Here is a 19,413-nt window from a genome sequence, read left to right as displayed (position 1 = left end):
ACAAACCGAGCCGTCGTCAGACTATCGTCTTGGCAAGCGCGGCGCGCGCCACCGTTGTTTCATCGTGCAGCACACCATCTCGCAGGCGCAACACCCGGTCGCAGCGCGCGGCCAGCTCGATGTCGTGCGTGACGATCACGAAGCTCGTCTCGAACGTCTGTGACAATTCCAACATCAGCTGAAACACCGTTTCCGCAGTATGGCCATCGAGGTTGCCGGTCGGCTCGTCCGCCAGTACGCAGGCGGGCCGCGTCACCAGCGCGCGCGCGATCGCCACGCGCTGCCGCTCGCCCCCGGAAAGCTCTGCTGGCCGGTGTTTCGCGCGATGCGCGACGCCGACGCGCTCCAGCGTGGCCAACGCCTCGCGACGCGCGCCCTCGATCGGCATCCGGCGGATCTGCAGCGGCATCGCGACGTTGTCCAGCGCGGTAAATTCGGGCAGCAGATGGTGGAACTGATAGACGAAACCCAGGGCGCAATTGCGCAAATCGTTGCGCTCACGCTCCGCCAAGTGCGAGAACGGTCGGCCCAATAGCGCGACATGCCCCGCACTGGGCTCGTCGAGCCCCCCCAACAGATGCAGCAATGTACTCTTGCCGGACCCAGACGCGCCGACAATGGCCAGCTTCTCGCCACGATACACGTGCAGTTGCGCGTCGGCCAGCACCGGCACCGGCTGGCCGCCCTGCACAAAGGTCTTCGATAGGCCAGTCGCGGCCAGCACGATTTGCTGCTCGTTCATTGTTTTACTCATAGCGCAATGCCTCAGCCGGACGCACGCGCGCCCCCCGCCAGCTCGGATACAGTGTCGCAAGCGCAGACAGCGCGAACGCAATCGCGCCAATCTTCACCACGTCAGCCGCGATCAAGTCGCTGGGCAGTTCGCTGATGAAGTAGATCGACGGCGGCAGGAATTGGAAGCCCAACACACGCTCGATCAACGGTACCAGCCACGGGATACTGACGGCGAGGGCGCAGCCGAGCGCAATGCCGAGGCCGGTGCCCACGAAGCCGATGGTCACGCCCTGAATCACAAAAATCTTCATGATCGAGCGCGGCTGCGCGCCAAGCGTGCGCAGGATCGCGATATCGGCCTGTTTGTCAGTGACCGTCATCACCAGCGAGGAGACGAGGTTGAAGGCAGCGACCGCAATGATCAGCGTCAGGATGATGAACATCATCCGTTTCTCGATCTGTACCGCCGAAAACCATGTCTTGTTCTGCTGCGTCCAGTCGCGGATATACAGGTCACCGGACAATGATTGTGCGAGTTGTCGCGCAACTTCCGACGCGCGTTGCATGTCCTTGATCCGGAGCCGCACGCCGCTGGGCGCGCTCAACCGGAACAGCGCCTGCGCATCGGCGATCGATACCATCGCCAGCGTGCTGTCGAACTCGTAATGACCGGACTCGAACACGCCGACGACCGTGAACTGTTTGAGCCTCGGCAGCATGCCGGCCGGCGTGATGGTGCCCTCCGGAGCCACCAACGTGACCTTGTCGCCAACGCTCACGCCCATCGCACTTGCCAGATCAACGCCGAGCACAATGCCGAACGATCCCGGCTGCAGATCGGCTAGCCGGCCCGCCTTCATCTCAGCACCGATGTCGGATACCTGCGGCTCCAGCGCCGGGTCGATGCCGCGCAACGCGACGCCGTTGACCGCACTTTGCCGTGTGAGCAGCGCCTGCGCGTCGACGTACGGGGCCGCGCCGACCACCGCCGGATTTTCGCGCGCCTCGTCGGCAGTCAATTGCCAGTTTGGCATCGAGCCGGTTGGCGAGAAGATCTCGATGTGCGCCAGCACCGACAGCATCCGGTCACGCACTTCCTTCTGAAAGCCGTTCATCACCGACAGCACGACAATCAGCGCCGCGACGCCGAGCGCGATGCCCGACATTGAAATCAGCGAAATGAACGAAATAAACCCGTTGCCGGAAGAACGTTTGCCAGTACGCGTATAGCGCAAGCCGATTTGCCATTCGTAAGGGAGCTTCAAATCAATCCTTTGTATCCACGCTGACTGATCCCGCTGCTGGACACCGCCGCAGGTAACAGTGAAGTTTGCCACACAACGGTGCCCTTTGGCCGCTACATGCGCAATAGCCGGATCCGATGGCCACCTGCTGGCCTGACGCACCCAGGACACGCGCGATCGTGTTGATTCGCGCATGCTGAGCACCCGCCATCGCTTCCGGCTCATGTCCATCTCGCGGCCCAAGCCATCACACGCGCGGCTTCAAACTGGAGCACGGCGCCTGCCTTCAGGCGACACGAGCTGTTGCTTCAGCAGGCCGACGAAATTCCAGTTTTTTTGGCCTAATACCTGACCTGAAGTTTTGCGCAACGGGATCGCCCCAGGGCCATTATTCATTTGACTCTCCCATTGCCAATGGTTAACGGTTCAAACTATTTTTAGCCGCCATACCCCTTTTTTATTCCGCACGAATAGTTCGGCTCGATTGCATTCCCCGGTATTGCCGCGTACATTTTCCCGAATTTTCATTTTTTGACTCAATGCCAACCAAAGGTTTAAAATGACCGCATTTGATTATTCGCGACAAATCACGGGCTATACCACTCCACTCTACCGACGCTCGGACTTCGTTATTCCAAAAATATCCAGAAAATTATCTGCATTCAGCGTAGTTTTAGCCCTGTCATTTATCAATGACGCCACTGCATCCAACCAAAGCTATGAAGAATTAGCCCTAGAAAGCATCATAACAGATATCACAAAAAGCAAACTAGCGCCCTTTGAATCGGCGCTAATTAGATTAGACGTTGACCATTCAAAAACGAAAGAAAAATTGGATAAACTAAAGATAGACACCCATAGCGCTTATTTAAAATTTACAAATCAGATCGCCACAGAAAATACAGCAATAAATCAAAAAATAGATCGTATCAGCTTAACAACGGAAGATCAATTAAATAATATTAATCACAAAATCGGCAACCTTAGTCAAAAGTTAACTAGAAATTCTAATGAACAAGCGAATTTAAAAATATCTCTAAACCAAAATATATCCGAACTTAATAGCGCCGTGAAGCAGATAGCACACAACAATAAATCACTTATCAATAAGCTAAATAATGCAAACACAACAACTCAGGATCAAATAAAAGATATCCGAGATCAATCATATAGGCATTACGGAAAAATTACAGAGACCATAAACGAACTCGCATTGACGACAAAAAACCAATTGACGGAGCACAAGGAAACAATAAAAAATGAGTTAGCAATACTGGGAAACAGGGTAGATCAACTAGAAGGACAAACAAAAAAAAACAGAAGCGCAAAGGACAACTCGGGCAATCGGTACAAAAACTCAAAAGACACGGTCGTTACAGAATCATCCACCACGGTATCGCTGCAAGCAGAGTTGGCTAACGCGAATGACGGTGGGTCTTTGCAGCCCATGCTGGCGGACAATGAAGTGCGTCCGGGGCCCCAGCTGACGAACACCGACAGCCAACCGGCGCTTGTGCTGGCAGACAAAAGCCGCCATACTGAACCTGCGCCGGCAGACGAAGGCCGGCATGCCGAAGTTGCGCTGGTGAACCAAGACGGGCCCTTCGAGCGTACTCCCGCGGACCCAGGCGGCCATGCCAAAGTTGTGTCAGCGGACCCAGGCGGCCGAGCCGAAGTTGCGTCAGCGGACCCACGCGGGGTCGTCGAACCGATGACCGCCGACGATCTCCGTGCCGCTTGGCGGGCGCTCCGGCATAGCAGCGGCCATGCCGGGCCTATGCTAGCAGACAATGTGGCGTCGGCTCACGATGATACCCTCTCCTGCGACCAACCCGGCGAATGCGGGCACGGCGCCGCACAAGGGCGGCTGCGCGAATTTATTGGGGCTGACCTACCCTCGCTTCTGGCCGAACAACTGGATATCCACGTCGACGACACCCGCGTCTCGGTCGGCGAGCCCGGCCATGAACGCAGGATTACGGACGTCGCACGCGGCACGCAGCCCACCGACGCAGTGAACAAGGCGCAAATGGATGAGGCGCTAGCCCAGGTGGACCGTAACGCATCGGCGGGCACCGCAGCAGCGATGGCGGTAGCGGGGCTGCCACAGCCAACCTTGCCCGGCAAGAGCCTGATGACGTTCGCCGGTGCGACTTATCGCGGCCAGTACGGTGTGGCGCTTGGCATATCGCACGTGACGCCGAATAACCGCTGGGTATTGAAAGTTGCCGCAAACGCGAACGGCCGTGGCTACGTTGGAATGGTCGCAGCAGGCGGTTTTCAATGGTGAGGGTGAGGCGCAAAGCGTGCGCTCGCGCGACAGATGACGCGCGATAGGCGAGCGAGGTCGATATGACCGGTGGATTGCCCTACAATGCGCTCCATCATGCATGTCACACACCCCGTTTCCCGCCTCCACCTACTGCTGCCCTTTGCGTTGCCCACCGCGGCCAACGCGCAGCCTGCGCTACAGAACCTGGATAAGCCGGCACTAGACAGGTTGCTCGAACGCGCGACGCTTGTCGAACGCGTGATCGGGGACGATTTCCAGCGCACATTGCCACACGAGCGATGGGTCGCCCGCTGTTTCGGCGTCGGCCATGCCGCCGCATCGACTGCGCCGCGCCAGCAAGCAGACGATGCAGCATCGAACGGGCGGACAGACCCGTTCGATGCTGACGATGATGCGCCGCTCGCCCCGTACATGCTGCTTGCGGACGGCGGCGAACCGCGTGATGCGGTCTGGGCATGCGTCGAGCCCGTTCATGTGCAGGTCGCGCATGATCATCTGGTGCTGGTCGATCCCAAGACGCTGCAGCTTTCGACAGATGACGCGGCCGCGCTACTCACCGTCGCGCGGCCCCTCATTGAGGAACTCGGCGTAGAACTGGCTGCCCCGACGCCGCTGCGCTGGTACTTGTCGAGTGAGCAACTCGGCTCGTTGGCCAGCGCGGCACCACTGCGCGCCGCCGGACGCAACATCGAAATCTGGCTGCCACACGAAGCCCATACCGGCCACCGGCCGCGCACGTGGATGAAGCTGCAAAACGAGGTCCAGATGGCTTGGTTCGAGCATCCGGTCAACCAAGCTCGAGAGGCACGCGGGTTGCCCGCCGCCAACTCGATCTGGCTTTACGCGCAAGGGCGCATGACGCCAGTGTCGCGGCCCTTCGAGCGCGTGCTATCGCAGGCAACCGCTACGCGTGGGCTAGCGCTCGCGTCCGGCGCGGCGTTGGAGATGCCGCCCGCCACTTTCGACACGCTGCGGCAACAAACCAGCGGTCAGGCCGCGGCCCGCGCCGCGGGTCGTGGCACAACCGGTGTGACGCTGGTCGAACTCGATCCACTGAGCGCACCATTTGTGCAGCAGGACTGGCCGCGCTTTCGCGCCGCGTTCGCGGTGCTGGAGCGCGACTGGTTCGCGCCAGCGCTCGCAGCGTTAGAGCGCCGCGAACTCGCGGAACTCACGTTGACGCTGTGCGGCGACACCGGCATGACGACGCTCGTCGTGCGCCCCATCGACATGAAAAAATTCTGGCGACGCCGGTCATTTGCGTCGCTGTTGCCGTGAGCCCGCGCCCATGACCCGAATCGTCACCCGAACCTGCCCACCCGCCGACGCGCATGCCCTTGCGCGGCATGGCATCCATCCGGTGCTCGCGCGGCTGTATGCATCGCGCGGCATCGGTACGCCCGCCGACGTGGAAACCGTGCTGGCGCGACTCCTGCCACCAACGCAGCTCTCAGGCGTCGACGCTGCGGCCGCGCTGCTGGCCAATGCGATTGACGCGCGACGGCAAATCCTGGTGGTAGCCGACTATGATTGCGATGGCGCAACGGCATGCGCGGTGGCCGTGCGTGGCCTGCGCCTGTTCGGTGCGCACATCGACTACCTGGTGCCCAACCGGTTCGAATACGGTTACGGATTGACGCCGGATATCGTCGAACTGGCCGCCCGCCGCTCTGGCGCACGCCCCGACCTGCTGGTCACTGTCGACAACGGGATCGCCAGCGTAGACGGCGTGGCGGCTGCCAACGCGCTCGGCATCGATGTGCTGATTACCGATCACCACCTGCCCGGTGACACGCTGCCCGCGGCACGCGCGATCGTCAACCCGAACCAACCAAGCTGCGCATTTCCGAGCAAGCACCTGGCCGGCGTCGGCGTAATGTTCTACGTGCTACTGGCGCTGCGCGCGCTATTGCGCGAGCGCGGCACCTTCGATGGCCGCCCCGAGCCGCGGCTGGACGGTCTGCTCGACCTGGTCGCGCTGGGCACGGTGGCCGACGTCGTACGGCTAGATGCGAACAATCGCGTGCTGGTTGCACAGGGTCTTCAGCGCATCCGTAACGGCAAGATGCAACCGGGCGTGGCCGCGCTTTTCCGGGTGGCCGCGCGCGATGCGCGCAACGCATCCGCATTCGACCTAGGGTTTGCATTGGGGCCGCGACTGAATGCGGCCGGTCGGCTCTCCGACATGTCGCTTGGCATCGAATGCCTGGTCACCGACGATGCACAGCGCGCCGATGCGCTGGCACAGCAACTCGATGCAATGAACCGCGAACGGCGTGAAATCGAGGCGGGAATGCAGGAGCAAGCGCTGGCCGAGCTCGCCCAGCTCGATCCGCGCGACGCGGCCACGATCACGCTATTCAACCCGGCGTGGCACCAGGGCGTGATCGGCATCGTCGCCGGCCGGCTCAAGGAGCGCTTCCACCGGCCAGCGATCACGTTCGCGCCGGCCGACGAGTCGGGCGAGCGCGTGAAAGGCTCGGGACGCTCGATCCCAGGCTTTCACTTGCGCGACGCGCTGGATCTAGTCTCCAAGCGGGAGCCCGGACTGATCGAGCGCTTTGGCGGCCACGCGATGGCCGCCGGCCTCACGCTGCGCACCGACAACGTGCCGCGTTTCGCGGCGGCATTCGAGGCGCTAGCGCGCGAATGGCTGAACGAGGACGCACTCGCGCGACAGATCGAGACCGACGGCGAGCTAGAGGACGCGTATCACACGCCATCGTTCGTCGAACTGATCGACAACGCGGTGTGGGGCCAAGGTTTCCCGGCGCCGGTTTTTTCGGGGGAATTCGATGTGCTGTCTCAGTCACTCGTCAAGGAACGGCATTTGAAATTGCAGCTTGCCCGCGGGCGCCAGCGCTTTGCGGCAATTTGGTTCAATCACATCGACACGCTTCCGGCGCGAGCGCTGTTCGCCTACCGGCTCGTGCGCGATACCTGGAATGGTGTGTCGCGTGTGCAGTTGGTCGTCGAGCATGCGGCGTCCTGATGTCGATCCGTTATAATTTACCCTTTTTGCAAGGCCCCGATCGACATGGAAGCAGAACGTCTGAACGCGATCGAAGCGACCCTCGCCGACCTGCGCAAGCGCGCGGCAGAGCTACGGGGGTATCTTTGACTTCGATGCGAAACAAACCCGCCTAACGGAAGTCAACACCGCGCTCGAGGACCCGAACGTCTGGAGCGACGCGAAGCAAGCGCAGGCGCTCGGTCGCGAGAAGAAGCTACTCGACGCGGTCGTGCAGATGCTCTCGGCGCTGAGCGGCGACCTGACGGATACGCAAGAGCTGTTCGAGCTGGCCAACGAGGAACAAGACGATGACACGCTACTGGCCTGCGAGCGCGACGTGCAGGCCCTGGAGCGCCGCGTGGCTGATATCGAGTTTCGCCGGATGTTCAACAATCCGGCCGACCCGAACAACTGCTTCGTCGACATCCAAGCTGGCGCCGGCGGCACCGAGGCACAGGACTGGGCGTCGATGCTATTGCGCCAGTATCTGCGCTACTGCGAGCGCAAGGGCTTCAAGGCCGAAGTGCTCGAGCAGTCCGATGGCGAAGTGGCGGGCATCAAGAATGCGACGATCAAGGTCGAAGGCGAGTATGCCTATGGCTACCTGCGCACCGAGACCGGCATCCACCGCCTGGTGCGTAAGTCGCCGTTCGATTCATCTGGCGGCCGCCATACGTCGTTCTCGTCGGTGTTCGTGTATCCGGAAGTGGATGAATCGATCGACATCGACGTCAACCCGGCCGACCTGCGCATCGACACGTTTCGCGCATCCGGGGCCGGCGGCCAACACATCAACAAGACCGACTCGGCGGTGCGCATCACGCATTTGCCGTCAGGCATCGTCGTGCAGTGCCAGAACGACCGCTCACAGCATCGAAACCGCGCCGAGGCGATGGCGATGCTCAAATCGAGGCTGTACGAGGTGGAGATGCGCAAACGCCAAGCTGAACAGGACAAGCTCGAATCGAGCAAGACCGACGTGGGCTGGGGCCACCAGATCCGCTCGTACGTGCTTGACCAGAGCCGCGTGAAAGACTTGCGCACAAACGTCGAAATGAGCAACACACGTGCGGTGCTCGACGGAGACCTTGACGATTTCATCAGCGCGAGCCTCAAGCAAGGCGTATAACTGCGAGCGCAATTGACCATGACCGACAAGAATCCCCATGCCACGCAGGCCGGCATCGACAGCGACGACAACGCGATCATCGCGGAGCGCCGCGACAAGCTGCGGGCGCTGCGCGAGCAAGGTATCGCGTATCCGAACGACTTCCGTCCGGAAAACAGCGCGGCGAATTTACACGCTCGCTTTGCCGACACTGACAAGGACGCCCTCGAGACGCATGCGCTCAACGTATCGATTGCCGGCCGGATGATGCTCAAGCGCATGATGGGCAAGGCAAGCTTCGCGACCGTGCAAGACGGCACCGGTCAAATCCAGTTCTTCATCACGCCGGCTGACGTCGGTGCCGATGTCTACGAGGCATTCAAGAAATGGGACCTGGGCGACATCATCGCGGCGCGCGGCGTGCTGTTCCGGACCAATAAGGGCGAGCTATCGGTACGCTGCACCGAGCTGCGGCTGCTGTCCAAAGCCATCCGACCGCTACCGGACAAGTTTCATGGGTTGTCCGATCAGGAAACGCGCTACCGGCAGCGCTACGTGGATCTGATCGTCACGCCCGAAGCACGCCAGACGTTCCAGGCGCGTACGCGCGCGATCGCATCGATCCGCCAGTTCATGACGAATGCGGGTTTTATGGAAGTGGAGACGCCGATGCTGCACCCGATCCCGGGCGGCGCGGCGGCCAAGCCGTTCATCACGCACCACAATGCGCTGGACATGCAGATGTTCCTGCGCATCGCGCCGGAGCTGTACCTGAAACGGCTGATCGTCGGCGGATTGGACCGCGTATTCGAAATCAACCGGAATTTCCGCAACGAAGGGATCTCGCCGCGGCACAATCCGGAATTCACGATGATGGAGTTCTACGCCGCGTACACCGACTACCGCTGGCTGATGGACTTCACTGAGCAGTTGATCCGGCAAGCGGCGCTGGACGCGCGGGGGACGACGACGATCCACTATCAAGGGCGCGAACTGGACTTGAGTCAGCCCTTTCACCGCTTAACGATCACCGGCGCGATCCAGAAGTATGCGCCGCAATACAGCGACGCACAGCTTGCTGACAGCGACTGGCTGCGTGCCGAATTGCGCCGGCTCGGCGTCGATACCCACAATGCGCCGTTGCGCAACGCCGGCGTGGGTGCGCTGCAGCTTGCGCTGTTCGAGGAAACCGCTGAAGCGCAGTTGTGGGAGCCGACCTATATCGTCGACTATCCGGTGGAAGTGTCGCCGCTCGCGCGGGCGTCGGACATGGTTCCCGGCATTACCGAGCGCTTCGAGTTGTTCATTACCGGACGCGAGATGGCAAACGGCTTCTCGGAACTGAACGATCCGGAGGACCAAGCGGCGCGCTTTCGCAAACAGGTCGAGCAGAAAGATGCCGGCGACGAGGAAGCGATGTACTACGACGCCGACTACATCCGCGCGCTCGAATACGGCATGCCGCCGACCGGTGGATGCGGTATCGGCATCGACCGGCTCGTGATGTTGCTGACCGACAGCCCGAGCATCCGTGACGTGATTCTATTCCCGCACCTGCGGCGCGAGGATTGACACGACAATACGCGCGTACGGTCAGCCGCGAGCGGGTCCGTGCGCCAACGTCGCCCTGCGGGCCGGCAATTGCCGGCCCTAATTATTTGTAACAAACGGTAAAGCGGCACAGGTGCGACGGCCGATACGCCGCAATTGGTTACAACTTGAAACCGACAACAGGCGGGGCATCGCGGAGACTAGGCGCAATCGAAAAGCGCCCCTTTCGTGAAGGTCAAAAAATGGAAAGCCCACGCAAACTTCACCCGTTGGTCGCGGCCGCCGCGGTCGGGGTCATCATTGCCAGCCTGGCCGCGACCGCGGCCGTCACGGAGTGGCTGCCCAATGCATCCAGCAGCAGTAGCGCGCGCAGCGATGCCGCGTCTATTACCCAAACCGCACAGCAACTGGTCATGGATGCCGCCGCATCGACTGCTGCGGTGCAATCGAGCGCTACGCCGCCCCAGGCGCCATCATCCGCACAACAAGCGGCGTCTGTCGCATCGTATGCGCCACGTGCGCGGCAATCGAGCGGTGCAGCCATGCCCGCGCCGCCCGCCGGCTACGCGCAACATGGCGCTGGGCCCCGCACCGAGCCACAATATGCACCGCCCCGTGCGGCAGCGTGCGCATCATGTGGCACCGTGGAGTCGGTCGTTCCCGTTCGGCGCGAAGGCCATAGCACAGGACTCGGCGCGGTCGGCGGTGCGGTAGCAGGCGGCGTGATTGGCAATCAGTTCGGCGGCGGCGGTGGACGTACCGCGATGACGCTGCTCGGCGCACTCGGCGGTGGACTGGCCGGCAACTCGGTCGAGAAACATATGCGCAGCGAAACGGACTATCGGGTCCACGTACGGATGCAGAACGGCAAGCTGCGCTACTTCACGTACCGGCAGCCCCCCTCCTTCCAGCCCGGCGAGCGCGTACAAATTGAAAACGGCGCGCTAACGCACGCCGGTTGACACGCTACAGACTGGGGCGCCAGCGACGCAGATAAGGGACGTGCGCGAGGTTTAGTAGTCGGCGTCTTCGATCCACGCAGTCTGGATCGCCTCGAGAATCTTTTCACTCGAGCGCTCCGGGTCGTCGTCAAAGCCGTCCAGTTCCGTCACCCATCGATGCAGGTCGGTGAAACGCACGTATTGAGGGTCAACGTCGGGATGGGCATCGGTCAGTGCCATCGCGATGTCGTTCGTGTCGGTCCATTTCATCGCTGCCGCCCTCCTTGGACTTAGTGGTTTTCCTTCGCATGATTGATCGAGTATTTTGGAATCTCGATCACCAAATCCGCATTTTGCGGCACCTTGGCCTGACACGACAACCGGGAAGTCGGCTCCAAGCCCCAAGCCTTGTCCAACAGGTCGTCCTCATCCTCCTCGGACGGTGCCAGCGCATCGAATCCTTCGCGCACGATCACATGGCAAGTGGTGCATGCGCACGACTTCTCGCACGCATGCTCGATCTCGATTCCGGCATCCAGCAACGCATCGCAGACGCTCTTGCCAGGCTCGGCTTCAAGCACCGCTCCCTCGGGGCACAATTCGACATGGGGCAAAACAACAATTTGAGGCATGGGAAAACAGTCCTGTAAAGCGACAGTAGCGACAACGATCAGCCAATTTCGTCAAGCTTACGGCCAGCGAGCGCGCCACGAATACTCTTGTCCATGCGCCGCGCAGCGAACTCGTCGGTCGCGGCCGCCAGGGCTTTCGTCGCCTCGTCAATGCGGTCCGCGTCATCGCCGTCGACCACGGCGCGCAGCGCGTTCAATTTGGCATCAACGTCGGCACGCTCAGCAGCGTCAAGCAATTCCCCATCGACCGCCAGCGCCGCGTCGGTTGCGTCCACCAGACGCCGCGCGTCGATTTGTGCTTCGCGCAACGCCCTCGCATGCATGTCGCGCTCCGCGCTGCTAAAACTATCCTCGAGCATCCGCGCGATATCATTGTCACCCAGCCCGTACGACGGCTTGACGACCACTGCGGCCTGCGTGCCCGACTGCATTTCGCGAGCGGACACGGACAACAGCCCGTCCGCATCGACCTGGAAGGTGACGCGGATCCGAGCGGCGCCAGCAGCCATCGGCGGAATGCCGCGCAACTCGAAACGCGCGAGTGAGCGACAGTCGGACACCAATTCACGCTCGCCTTGCACCACGTGAATGGCCATCGCGCTCTGGCCATCCTTGAACGTCGTGAATTCCTGCGCCCGTGCCACAGGAATCGTCGAGTTCCGCGCAATGATCTTCTCCACCAGCCCGCCCATCGTCTCCAATCCGAGCGACAACGGTATCACGTCGAGCAGCAACCAGTCGTCACCCTCGCGCCGGTTGCCGGCCAACACGTCGGCCTGGATCGCGGCGCCCAGTGCGACGACTTGGTCCGGATCCAAGTCGGTCAACGGCGCCTTGCCGAAATACTGTTCGACAGCACGCCGCACGCCACGCATACGCGTCGAGCCGCCCACCAACACGATGCCGTCGAAGTCCTGCGGCCCCGCCTTCGCATCGCGCAACGCCTTGCGCGTGAGCGCCAGCGTACGTTCAACCAGCGGCTGGGTCATCGTCGCGAATTCGGCTTCCGTGAGCGTCAGCACGACGCGCCGGCCGCAGGATAACGTGACATCGAGCACGGTCTCGTCCTGATCCGACAGCGTTTCCTTCGCGACACGCACCGCATCCAGCAGCGCTCGCACGTCCTGCGGCGGCAGCGTGCCGAGCGCCGCGCGGTTCAGCACATGCCGATACAGCGCCTGATCGAAATCATCGCCGCCCAGCGCCGAATCGCCGCCCGTGGACAGCACCTCAAACACCCCGCGCGTGAGCTTGAGCACCGACAAGTCAAATGTGCCGCCACCCAAGTCATACACCGCGTATAGCCCTTGCGCACCGCTGTCCAGCCCATAGGCGATGGCCGCGGCGGTCGGCTCGTTCAACAAGCGCAACACATTCAAGCCGGCAAGCTGAGCAGCATCTTTCGTGGCTTGCCGCTGTGCGTCGTCAAAATACGCGGGAACTGTGATGACGGCTCCGACTATATCGTCACCGAGCGTATCCTCGGCGCGCTGCCGCAATGTCGCGAGAATCTCCGCGGAGACTTCGACCGGACTGCGCACGCCGTCCACGGTCTGCAGCTGGAGCATGCCCGGCGCATCGATGAACGCGTAAGGTGCATTGTCCAGATCCTGCACGTCGGCCTTGCCGCGCCCCATAAAGCGCTTGACCGAGACAATCGTGTTGCGCGGATCCAGCGCCGCGTCTTCCTTCGCCGGATAACCGATTTTGCGTCCACCGCTAGGCAGGTAGCGAACGACGGACGGCAGCAACGCCCGCCCTTCGTCGTCAGGCAGCACCTCCGGGATGCTGTTGCGCACCGCAGCCACCAGCGAGTGGGTTGTCCCAAGGTCGATACCGATGGCGATTCGGCGCTGATGCGGCGCCGGCGCCATGCCAGGTTCGGAGATTTGCAGTAAGGCCATCTTTATCCATGTGGAGTACGGTGCCGGGCGCGTGACGGCCGCGCCTCGCATCGGGCGGCAAGCTTCACGCCGCCTCCAATTTGTCGATCTGTGCGTCGATTTCGTGTGCGACTCGTTCGATAAACATCAACTGGCGCACCGCTTCGGCCGCCGGCTGGTCCGCACCGGAATCGAGCCATTCGCCGAGCCGCACGAGCCGTGCTGATTCCTCGTCCCGCAACTCGCGTAGCAGCGCCTGCAGCGCATCGACATTGCGCGCCGCAGCCGCATCCTCGGTCCGCTCGCGCCATTCCATTTGCTGCATCAGGAACGCCGGTTCCATCGCGGTATTGTTTTCCGCGCCGACGTCGATGCCACGTAGGTGCAACAGGTAGGTGGCGCGTCGCAGCGGCGACTTCAGTGTCTGATACGCCTCGTTCGCGCGCGTTGCCCATTGCATCGCGATGCGCTTTTGCGCGTCGCCGGCTGAAGCGAAACGATCCGGATGCACCTGCGCCTGCACGGCGCGATAGGCATCATCGAGCGCGCGCGCATCCAACCCGAAACGCTCGGGCAACTGGAACAATTCAAAGTGGTTTTGAGTCAGCGAAGGCATGGTCGGAAATCACAACTGGCGCCCTGCTGTTCGGTGGCACCGAGGAAATACGCCAATGGCGCCAAAGGCAGCATGCGACGATTCAGACGCGGAACGACTCGCCGCACCCGCATTCATCCTTCACGTTCGGGTTGTTAAACCGGAACCCCTCGTTCAGCCCCTCGCGAGCGAAATCCAGTTCTGTGCCGTCGATGTACGCCAGGCTCTTCGGATCGACGATGACCTTGATCCCATGGCTCTCGAACACCCTGTCGCCGCAGTCCAGTTCATCGACGTATTCGAGCTTGTACGCTAGACCCGAGCAGCCGGTCGTGCGCACTCCGAGCCGCAGCCCGATGCCTTTGCCGCGGCGCGTCAGGTACTTTTGCACGTGCTGTGCTGCTTTTTCCGTCAAAGTGATCGCCATCGTCGTTCGCCGGTCCGGCCGGCCATCATTCATCGGTTCGCCCACTGCCGCGCTTGACCGGCCGGTCAAGCGACTCCCCACGTCAAGCCGCCGCTTCGCCCGCCTGGACAGCAGGTTCGTCGGCCACCGCCACACGCCGCTTCTTGTAATCAGCCACCGCCGCCTTGATCGCGTCTTCCGCCAAAATCGAGCAGTGGATCTTCACCGGTGGCAGCGCCAACTCCTCGGCGATCTGGGTATTCTTGATCGATAGTGCCTGGTCCAGCGTCTTGCCTTTGACCCATTCCGTCACCAACGAACTGGACGCGATCGCGGAGCCGCAGCCATAGGTCTTGAACTTCGCGTCCTCGATGGTCCCATCCGCGCCGACCCGGATTTGCAGCTTCATCACGTCACCGCACGCCGGCGCACCGACCATACCGGTGCCAACCGCGTCATCGTCCTTCGCAAACGACCCGACATTGCGCGGGTTTTCATAGTGGTCCAGAACCTTGTCGCTATAAGCCATTGCAGTACTCCTTGCTGTATCGGTAGAGGTTCACGCCGTCGCGCTCAATGCGCAGCCCATTGGATCGACGACAGGTCGATCCCTTCCTGATGCATTTCCCACAACGGCGAAAGCTCGCGCAGCTTCGCGATCTTGTTGTTCAACAACTCGATCACGTAGTCCACTTCCTGCTCGGTCGTGAAGCGTCCCACCGTGAAGCGGATCGAGCTATGCGCCAGCTCGTCGTTACGGCCCAGCGCGCGCAATACGTACGACGGCTCCAGCGACGCGGACGTACAGGCAGAACCAGACGATACCGCGACATCCTTGACCGCCATGATCAGAGACTCGCCCTCAACAAAATTGAAGCTCACGTTCAGGTTGTGCGGCACGCGCGCATGCATGTCGCCGTTCACGTACACCTCGTCGATCCGCAGTAGCCCGTTGAGCAAGCGATCGCGCAGCATCCGCACCCGCTCGTTCTCGGTGGCCATTTCCTCGCGGGCCAGCCGGAACGCCTCGCCCATGCCCACAATCTGATGGGGGGCGAGCGTGCCGGAGCGCATGCCCCGCTCATGGCCGCCGCCGTGCATCTGCGCCTCGATCCGCACGCGCGGCTTGCGCCGCACATACAGCGCACCGATCCCCTTCGGCCCATATGTCTTGTGCGCGGAAAACGACATCAAGTCGACCTTCAACTTCTGTAGGTCGATTTCGACCTTGCCGGTCGCCTGCGCGGCATCGACGTGGAATACGATCCCTTTTTGCCGGCAGATCTCGCCGATCGCCGCAATATCCTGGATCACGCCAATCTCGTTGTTTACATGCATCACCGACACGAGAATGGTGTCCGGTCGCAACGCCGCGCTGAATGCCTCCAGGTCGAGCAAGCCATCGTCACGCACGTCCAGGTACGTCACCTCGAAGCCCTGTCGCTCCAGTTCGCGCGTGGTGTCGAGCACGGCCTTGTGCTCGGTCTTCACCGTGACGATGTGCTTGCCCTTACTGCGATAAAAATTCGCCGCGCCCTTCAGCGCCAGGTTGTCCGACTCGGTCGCACCCGACGTCCAGATGATCTCGCGCGGATCGGCATTGACCAACGCGGCCACCTGCTCGCGCGCCTGTTCGACCGCGCGCTCAGCTTCCCAGCCATATGCATGGCTACGCGAGGCCGGGTTACCGAATTGCTCGCGCAGGTACGGGATCATCTTATCCGCCACGCGCGGGTCAATGGGCGTCGTCGCGCTGTAGTCCATGTAAATGGGCAGGTGGAACGGGGGATTTTTCATATGGGGCTCCGCAAGTCTGTGTCTGCTGCCAATACGTGTGTCGCGTCGTCGTCCGCTCAGGACTGCGCGATGTTGAACACGGAATTCGGTCCTTTCGGCCCGACGCGGACCGCGTCCGGCGCTACCGGCTCGCCTCGCCGATCGAGCCGCACCGGCGCTGCACTCTCGCGCGAGCGCTGTTGCTCGACTAAGTCCTGCAGCGACACGGAATCGAGGTACTCGACCATCTTCTGGTTCAGCGTCGACCACAATTCATGCGTCATGCAATGGCCGTCTGGCTGTTTGGTGCCCTCGCACGTGCCCTTGCCACCGCACTGCGTCGCGTCCAGCGGCTCGTCAACCGCGATAATGATGTCGGCCACGGTCACCTCGTCGGGGCGGCGCGCGAGATGGTAGCCGCCGCCCGGTCCGCGCACCGACTCGACGATCTCGTGCCGGCGCAGCTTGCCAAACAGCTGCTCCAAATAAGACAGCGAGATCCGCTGCCGCTGACTAATACCTGCGAGCGTCACAGGGCCCTTCTCTTGGCGTAACGCCAAGTCGATCATCGCGGTAACGGCGAAGCGACCTTTTGTAGTGAGTCTCATGGTGTGGGGCACCCGTAATTCTCGACAATTTTTATCAAGTATAAATATCCTAGCATTTTAGTCAAGTACCCCTACCGCGTTCAGGGACAGACTAGTGCACCGCTCCATGCGGCAACGTGCGCTGCCGTCGGCTCGCGCGCTGCGTGCCGCTTAGATTGCGTAGCGCTGCCGCAACTGCGCAAGCAAGCCGTCGCAGGCGTCCTCGACTTCATCAAGCACGCGCTCAAAGCCTTCGTGGCCACCGAAATAAGGATCGTCAACGATGTCGGTATCGTAACGGCGCGCGAACTCCATTAGCAGCCGGATCTTATGCCCATGCTCGGACGGGCAGCGGCGGCGCAGCTCGACGACGTTGTCATGATCCATCGCGAGCAGCAGATCGAACCGCGCAAAATCGCCGGCGCTGACCTGCCGGGCACGCAACGCGTCCAATGCGTAACCGCGCGACATCGCGGCGCGGCACGCACGGGGGTCGGGTGCGGCACCTACATGCCAGTCTCCCGTGCCGGCCGAGTCTAAGTGGATCGTGTCAGCCAGCCCGGCCTCGTGTACCTTGGCGCGCATCACCGCTTCGGCGGTGGGGGAACGGCAAATATTGCCAAGGCAGACGAAAAGCAGCGCGACAGTTTTCATGGGTTTGAATGTTCGGAGCGCCGCAATTCTACGCCGGAATCCATGCTCGTGCTGCACGCTTGTACTAATAGGCACGATTGCCACATCGCGCACTGGCCGCCCGGCACACCCGGGCATGGGCTCGCCATCGATAAGCCCGTATGACACAGTGCACGCTAACTCCGCATTGAACCGCGCTTGACTGAGCAGATCGAGCCAGCGCGACGCGCCGGCCGACGCACCCATTGCAGACCCCATCGTGCCGCCAGCGGCACCACGCCGCGCCCCGCCACCAACCCGATAACTTGTCGTTTTTCATTGCCGCCGGCGTGCGGCAATACCCAGGGCCGCAACATGAGAGACGACAATGGCAGCTCCGCAGCCAGCCCCATATGGAAGGGCCTGCAAGACGGACACACACTGGCACTAAGCAGGCGCCGCGGCGTGCGCGAGGCGTGTGAGTTGAACGGCTCAGCCGTGCAGGTCGGCCAGCGGATGCGCGTCGGCGCGCCACGGCGAGCGCAGCATCGCGGCCACATGCTCTTCGCGGACCTCGGCCAGCGTGGCCGGCGCCCAGCGCGGCCGCTTGTCCTTGTCGATCAGGTGCGCCCGCACCCCTTCGCAGAAGTCGCCGTGGTCGATCGCCTGTGTGGCGATCGCCAGTTCCATCCGCAGACATTCAGCCAGCGTCATATGGCGTCCCCGCAGCAACGCCTGCCGCGTCACGTTGAGCATGGTGGGAGAATAGGCGCTCAGCGCATCGAGGGTCGCGCTGAGCCATTCGCGCTCGGCCTCGCGGGGACCGGCCGACAAATGGCCGTGTAGCGACGCAACGATCTGCTCAACCGAGTGGCGAGGATTGAAATGACGCATGGCTAGCGCGCGCCAATCGTCCACGGTACTGCGTACCGGCTTGGAATCGGAGCCGCCGAATGCCTGCTTCAGCGCACGATCAATGTCCGTGGTGTCCGCTTCACACAGTCGCACGTCGAAATCGCGCAACGCATCGGCGTCAACCAGCAGATCGGCCAATCCGAGCCGCTGCGCATCGGCCCCGCTGAGCGTCACGCCGGTCAATCCAACATACAGTTCCAACTCCACCGGCAGCACGGCCAAGAATCGCGTGGCCCCCACATCTGGCACGAAACCGATTCGTGTTTCCGGCATCGCGATCCGGCTACGTTGGGTGGCAATCCGCAGCGAGGCACCCTGTGCCAACCCCATCCCACCGCCCATCGTAATGCCGTCCATCAGCGCTACCACGGGCTTAGGGAAATAATGCAGCGCGAAATCGAGCCGATATTCGTCAATGAAGAACGCTTGCCACGAGCGCTCGCCGGCGCTCGCCAGCCGGTACAGCGCCCGCACATCGCCCCCTGCGCAAAAACCCTTGTCGCCGGCACCGCACAGCACTAGTGCCAAAATTTGGTCGTCCGTCCGGCATTGCTCGACCCATTGCGCCAGCGTGCGCACCATCGAATGCGACAGCGCGTTCAGCGCATCGGGACGATTCAGCGTCACGACCGCCACCCGATTGATCACCTGATAACTCAAATGTTCGGCTGTCACCGGTGCGGCGGCCGGAACATCACGCCGCGCTCCGGCGGCGGCCTCAACCACGCCCACTGCGGGCGACCCTGTCGTCATAACCCTCCCTCGCATCACGCTGACCAGCACGGCGCGCGTGCTAGACCTGCCGTGCCATCACCATCCGCTGTATCTCGCTTGTTCCTTCGTAAAGCTGCATAATGCGCGCATCACGGTAGTGTCGCTCGACGGCATAGCCCTCAAGATAGCCGTATCCGCTATGCACCTGGATCGCGCTGGAGCACACCCGCTCGGCCATCTCCGACGTGTAAAGCTTGGCCTCGGACAGGCACGGCTTGCCAGCGGTGCGCAAGCGCGCCGCGTGATGCGCGAGCAAGCACGCCGCGTTCAGTTGCGTGGCCATGTCCGCCAGCACCTTGGCACGCTCTGGTGCTCGCGCAGCGGCATCATACCGTTCGCATCTTTCAC

General features: G+C 61.9%; 18 protein-coding genes and 1 pseudogene. 6 read left to right on the top strand and 13 right to left on the bottom strand.

Translation table 11 applies throughout. From position 1 onward, the window contains the following. Window positions 1-16: 16 nt before the first annotated feature. Both RA167_RS04580 and RA167_RS04575 read right to left on the bottom strand, forming a co-directional pair. On the bottom strand, window positions 17-742 hold the full coding sequence (locus RA167_RS04580) for an ABC transporter ATP-binding protein (protein ID WP_237574317.1): 726 nt from the start codon (window positions 740-742) through the stop codon (window positions 17-19). A 4-nt stretch (window positions 743-746) separates the two neighbouring features. After that, window positions 747-2,000 (bottom strand): lipoprotein-releasing ABC transporter permease subunit, encoded by a 1,254-nt coding sequence (locus RA167_RS04575; RefSeq protein WP_076786695.1) that lies wholly within the window; start codon window positions 1,998-2,000, stop codon window positions 747-749. A 538-nt stretch (window positions 2,001-2,538) separates the two neighbouring features. On the opposite strand from RA167_RS04575, the gene RA167_RS04570 reads away from it, so the two are divergent. The 6 genes from RA167_RS04570 to RA167_RS04545 all read left to right on the top strand — a co-directional run bounded on the left by RA167_RS04570 (window position 2,539) and on the right by RA167_RS04545 (window position 10,906). Next, complete coding sequence (locus RA167_RS04570) at window positions 2,539-4,269, top strand: YadA-like family protein (protein ID WP_083706049.1); 1,731 nt, start codon at window positions 2,539-2,541, stop codon at window positions 4,267-4,269. A gap of 84 nt (window positions 4,270-4,353) precedes the next feature. Further along, window positions 4,354-5,550 carry a regulator gene (locus tag RA167_RS04565; protein ID WP_139337094.1) on the top strand — a complete coding sequence of 399 codons (1,197 nt, stop codon included), beginning with the start codon at window positions 4,354-4,356 and terminating at the stop codon, window positions 5,548-5,550. Between the two features lie 10 nt (window positions 5,551-5,560). Beyond that, complete coding sequence (gene recJ, locus RA167_RS04560; protein WP_076786691.1) at window positions 5,561-7,264, top strand: single-stranded-DNA-specific exonuclease RecJ; 1,704 nt, start codon at window positions 5,561-5,563, stop codon at window positions 7,262-7,264. Window positions 7,265-7,309: 45 nt separating this feature from the next. Continuing rightward, window positions 7,310-8,414 (top strand): peptide chain release factor 2 gene (gene prfB / locus RA167_RS04555; RefSeq protein WP_175972439.1). Its coding sequence is split into 2 segments (ribosomal slippage): window positions 7,310-7,381 and window positions 7,383-8,414, totalling 1,104 coding nucleotides; the frame shifts between segments, so codons are not numbered across the junction. An 18-nt stretch (window positions 8,415-8,432) separates the two neighbouring features. Further along, complete coding sequence (lysS, locus tag RA167_RS04550; protein ID WP_076786689.1) at window positions 8,433-9,965, top strand: lysine--tRNA ligase; 1,533 nt, start codon at window positions 8,433-8,435, stop codon at window positions 9,963-9,965. 221 nt (window positions 9,966-10,186) lie between these two features. Further along, the gene (locus tag RA167_RS04545) at window positions 10,187-10,906 is read left to right on the top strand and encodes a glycine zipper 2TM domain-containing protein (RefSeq protein ID WP_076786686.1); all 720 of its coding nucleotides are present in this window, start codon (window positions 10,187-10,189) and stop codon (window positions 10,904-10,906) included. Window positions 10,907-10,957: 51 nt separating this feature from the next. Here the strand turns inward: RA167_RS04545 and iscX are convergent, their stop codons facing one another. From iscX to RA167_RS04490, 11 genes and pseudogenes are all read right to left on the bottom strand, one after another. Beyond that, window positions 10,958-11,155: a Fe-S cluster assembly protein IscX gene (gene iscX / locus RA167_RS04540; RefSeq protein ID WP_076786684.1), complete on the bottom strand. Its 198-nt coding sequence runs from the start codon at window positions 11,153-11,155 to the stop codon at window positions 10,958-10,960. 20 nt (window positions 11,156-11,175) lie between these two features. After that, window positions 11,176-11,517, bottom strand: a complete 342-nt coding sequence (fdx, locus tag RA167_RS04535; protein WP_076786681.1) for an ISC system 2Fe-2S type ferredoxin — start codon at window positions 11,515-11,517, stop codon at window positions 11,176-11,178. A 38-nt stretch (window positions 11,518-11,555) separates the two neighbouring features. Next, entirely contained in the window at window positions 11,556-13,421 is a 1,866-nt protein-coding gene (gene hscA, locus RA167_RS04530) for a Fe-S protein assembly chaperone HscA (RefSeq protein WP_076787811.1), read from the bottom strand. 64 nt (window positions 13,422-13,485) lie between these two features. Continuing rightward, window positions 13,486-14,016 carry a Fe-S protein assembly co-chaperone HscB gene (gene hscB, locus RA167_RS04525; protein ID WP_076786679.1) on the bottom strand — a complete coding sequence of 177 codons (531 nt, stop codon included), beginning with the start codon at window positions 14,014-14,016 and terminating at the stop codon, window positions 13,486-13,488. 82 nt (window positions 14,017-14,098) lie between these two features. Then, the gene (gene iscA, locus RA167_RS04520) at window positions 14,099-14,422 is read right to left on the bottom strand and encodes an iron-sulfur cluster assembly protein IscA (protein WP_139337092.1); all 324 of its coding nucleotides are present in this window, start codon (window positions 14,420-14,422) and stop codon (window positions 14,099-14,101) included. 82 nt (window positions 14,423-14,504) lie between these two features. After that, on the bottom strand, window positions 14,505-14,930 hold the full coding sequence (gene iscU / locus RA167_RS04515; protein ID WP_076786677.1) for a Fe-S cluster assembly scaffold IscU: 426 nt from the start codon (window positions 14,928-14,930) through the stop codon (window positions 14,505-14,507). Window positions 14,931-14,974: 44 nt separating this feature from the next. After that, window positions 14,975-16,198, bottom strand: a complete 1,224-nt coding sequence (locus RA167_RS04510) for an IscS subfamily cysteine desulfurase (protein WP_076786675.1) — start codon at window positions 16,196-16,198, stop codon at window positions 14,975-14,977. Window positions 16,199-16,254: 56 nt separating this feature from the next. Then, window positions 16,255-16,785, bottom strand: coding sequence for a Fe-S cluster assembly transcriptional regulator IscR (gene iscR, locus RA167_RS04505; protein ID WP_076786673.1), 531 nt, complete (start codon window positions 16,783-16,785; stop codon window positions 16,255-16,257). A 150-nt stretch (window positions 16,786-16,935) separates the two neighbouring features. Continuing rightward, a complete protein-coding gene (locus RA167_RS04500; protein ID WP_076786671.1) occupies window positions 16,936-17,418 on the bottom strand; it encodes a low molecular weight protein-tyrosine-phosphatase in 483 nt (160 codons plus the stop codon). Between the two features lie 450 nt (window positions 17,419-17,868). Then, window positions 17,869-19,044 carry an enoyl-CoA hydratase/isomerase family protein gene (locus RA167_RS04495; protein ID WP_237574318.1) on the bottom strand — a complete coding sequence of 392 codons (1,176 nt, stop codon included), beginning with the start codon at window positions 19,042-19,044 and terminating at the stop codon, window positions 17,869-17,871. A gap of 40 nt (window positions 19,045-19,084) precedes the next feature. Beyond that, a pseudogene (locus RA167_RS04490) lies at window positions 19,085-19,386 on the bottom strand (acyl-CoA dehydrogenase family protein); the annotation flags it as partial. Window positions 19,387-19,413: the final 27 nt, after the last annotated feature.

The sequence above is a fragment of the Mycetohabitans endofungorum genome, from assembly GCF_037477895.1.
Lineage (GTDB): Bacteria > Pseudomonadota > Gammaproteobacteria > Burkholderiales > Burkholderiaceae > Mycetohabitans.
This window is presented reverse-complemented; position numbering and strand designations above follow the sequence as displayed.

What these genes read in the sequence shown, in the direction of transcription:
- RA167_RS04565 (WP_139337094.1), top strand. Translation starts at nt 4,354, where the DNA reads ATGCGCTCCATCATGCATGTCACACACCCCGTTTCCCGCCTCCACCTA.
- iscX (WP_076786684.1), bottom strand. Translation starts at nt 11,155, where the DNA reads ATGAAATGGACCGACACGAACGACATCGCGATGGCACTGACCGATGCC.
- RA167_RS04580 (WP_237574317.1), bottom strand. Translation starts at nt 742, where the DNA reads ATGAACGAGCAGCAAATCGTGCTGGCCGCGACTGGCCTATCGAAGACC.
- iscR (WP_076786673.1), bottom strand. Translation starts at nt 16,785, where the DNA reads ATGAGACTCACTACAAAAGGTCGCTTCGCCGTTACCGCGATGATCGAC.
- iscU (WP_076786677.1), bottom strand. Translation starts at nt 14,930, where the DNA reads ATGGCTTATAGCGACAAGGTTCTGGACCACTATGAAAACCCGCGCAAT.
- RA167_RS04570 (WP_083706049.1), top strand. Translation starts at nt 2,539, where the DNA reads ATGACCGCATTTGATTATTCGCGACAAATCACGGGCTATACCACTCCA.
- hscA (WP_076787811.1), bottom strand. Translation starts at nt 13,421, where the DNA reads ATGGCCTTACTGCAAATCTCCGAACCTGGCATGGCGCCGGCGCCGCAT.
- RA167_RS04510 (WP_076786675.1), bottom strand. Translation starts at nt 16,198, where the DNA reads ATGAAAAATCCCCCGTTCCACCTGCCCATTTACATGGACTACAGCGCG.
- recJ (WP_076786691.1), top strand. Translation starts at nt 5,561, where the DNA reads ATGACCCGAATCGTCACCCGAACCTGCCCACCCGCCGACGCGCATGCC.
- iscA (WP_139337092.1), bottom strand. Translation starts at nt 14,422, where the DNA reads ATGGCGATCACTTTGACGGAAAAAGCAGCACAGCACGTGCAAAAGTAC.
- hscB (WP_076786679.1), bottom strand. Translation starts at nt 14,016, where the DNA reads ATGCCTTCGCTGACTCAAAACCACTTTGAATTGTTCCAGTTGCCCGAG.
- RA167_RS04495 (WP_237574318.1), bottom strand. Translation starts at nt 19,044, where the DNA reads ATGACGACAGGGTCGCCCGCAGTGGGCGTGGTTGAGGCCGCCGCCGGA.
- fdx (WP_076786681.1), bottom strand. Translation starts at nt 11,517, where the DNA reads ATGCCTCAAATTGTTGTTTTGCCCCATGTCGAATTGTGCCCCGAGGGA.
- RA167_RS04500 (WP_076786671.1), bottom strand. Translation starts at nt 17,418, where the DNA reads ATGAAAACTGTCGCGCTGCTTTTCGTCTGCCTTGGCAATATTTGCCGT.
- RA167_RS04545 (WP_076786686.1), top strand. Translation starts at nt 10,187, where the DNA reads ATGGAAAGCCCACGCAAACTTCACCCGTTGGTCGCGGCCGCCGCGGTC.
- lysS (WP_076786689.1), top strand. Translation starts at nt 8,433, where the DNA reads ATGACCGACAAGAATCCCCATGCCACGCAGGCCGGCATCGACAGCGAC.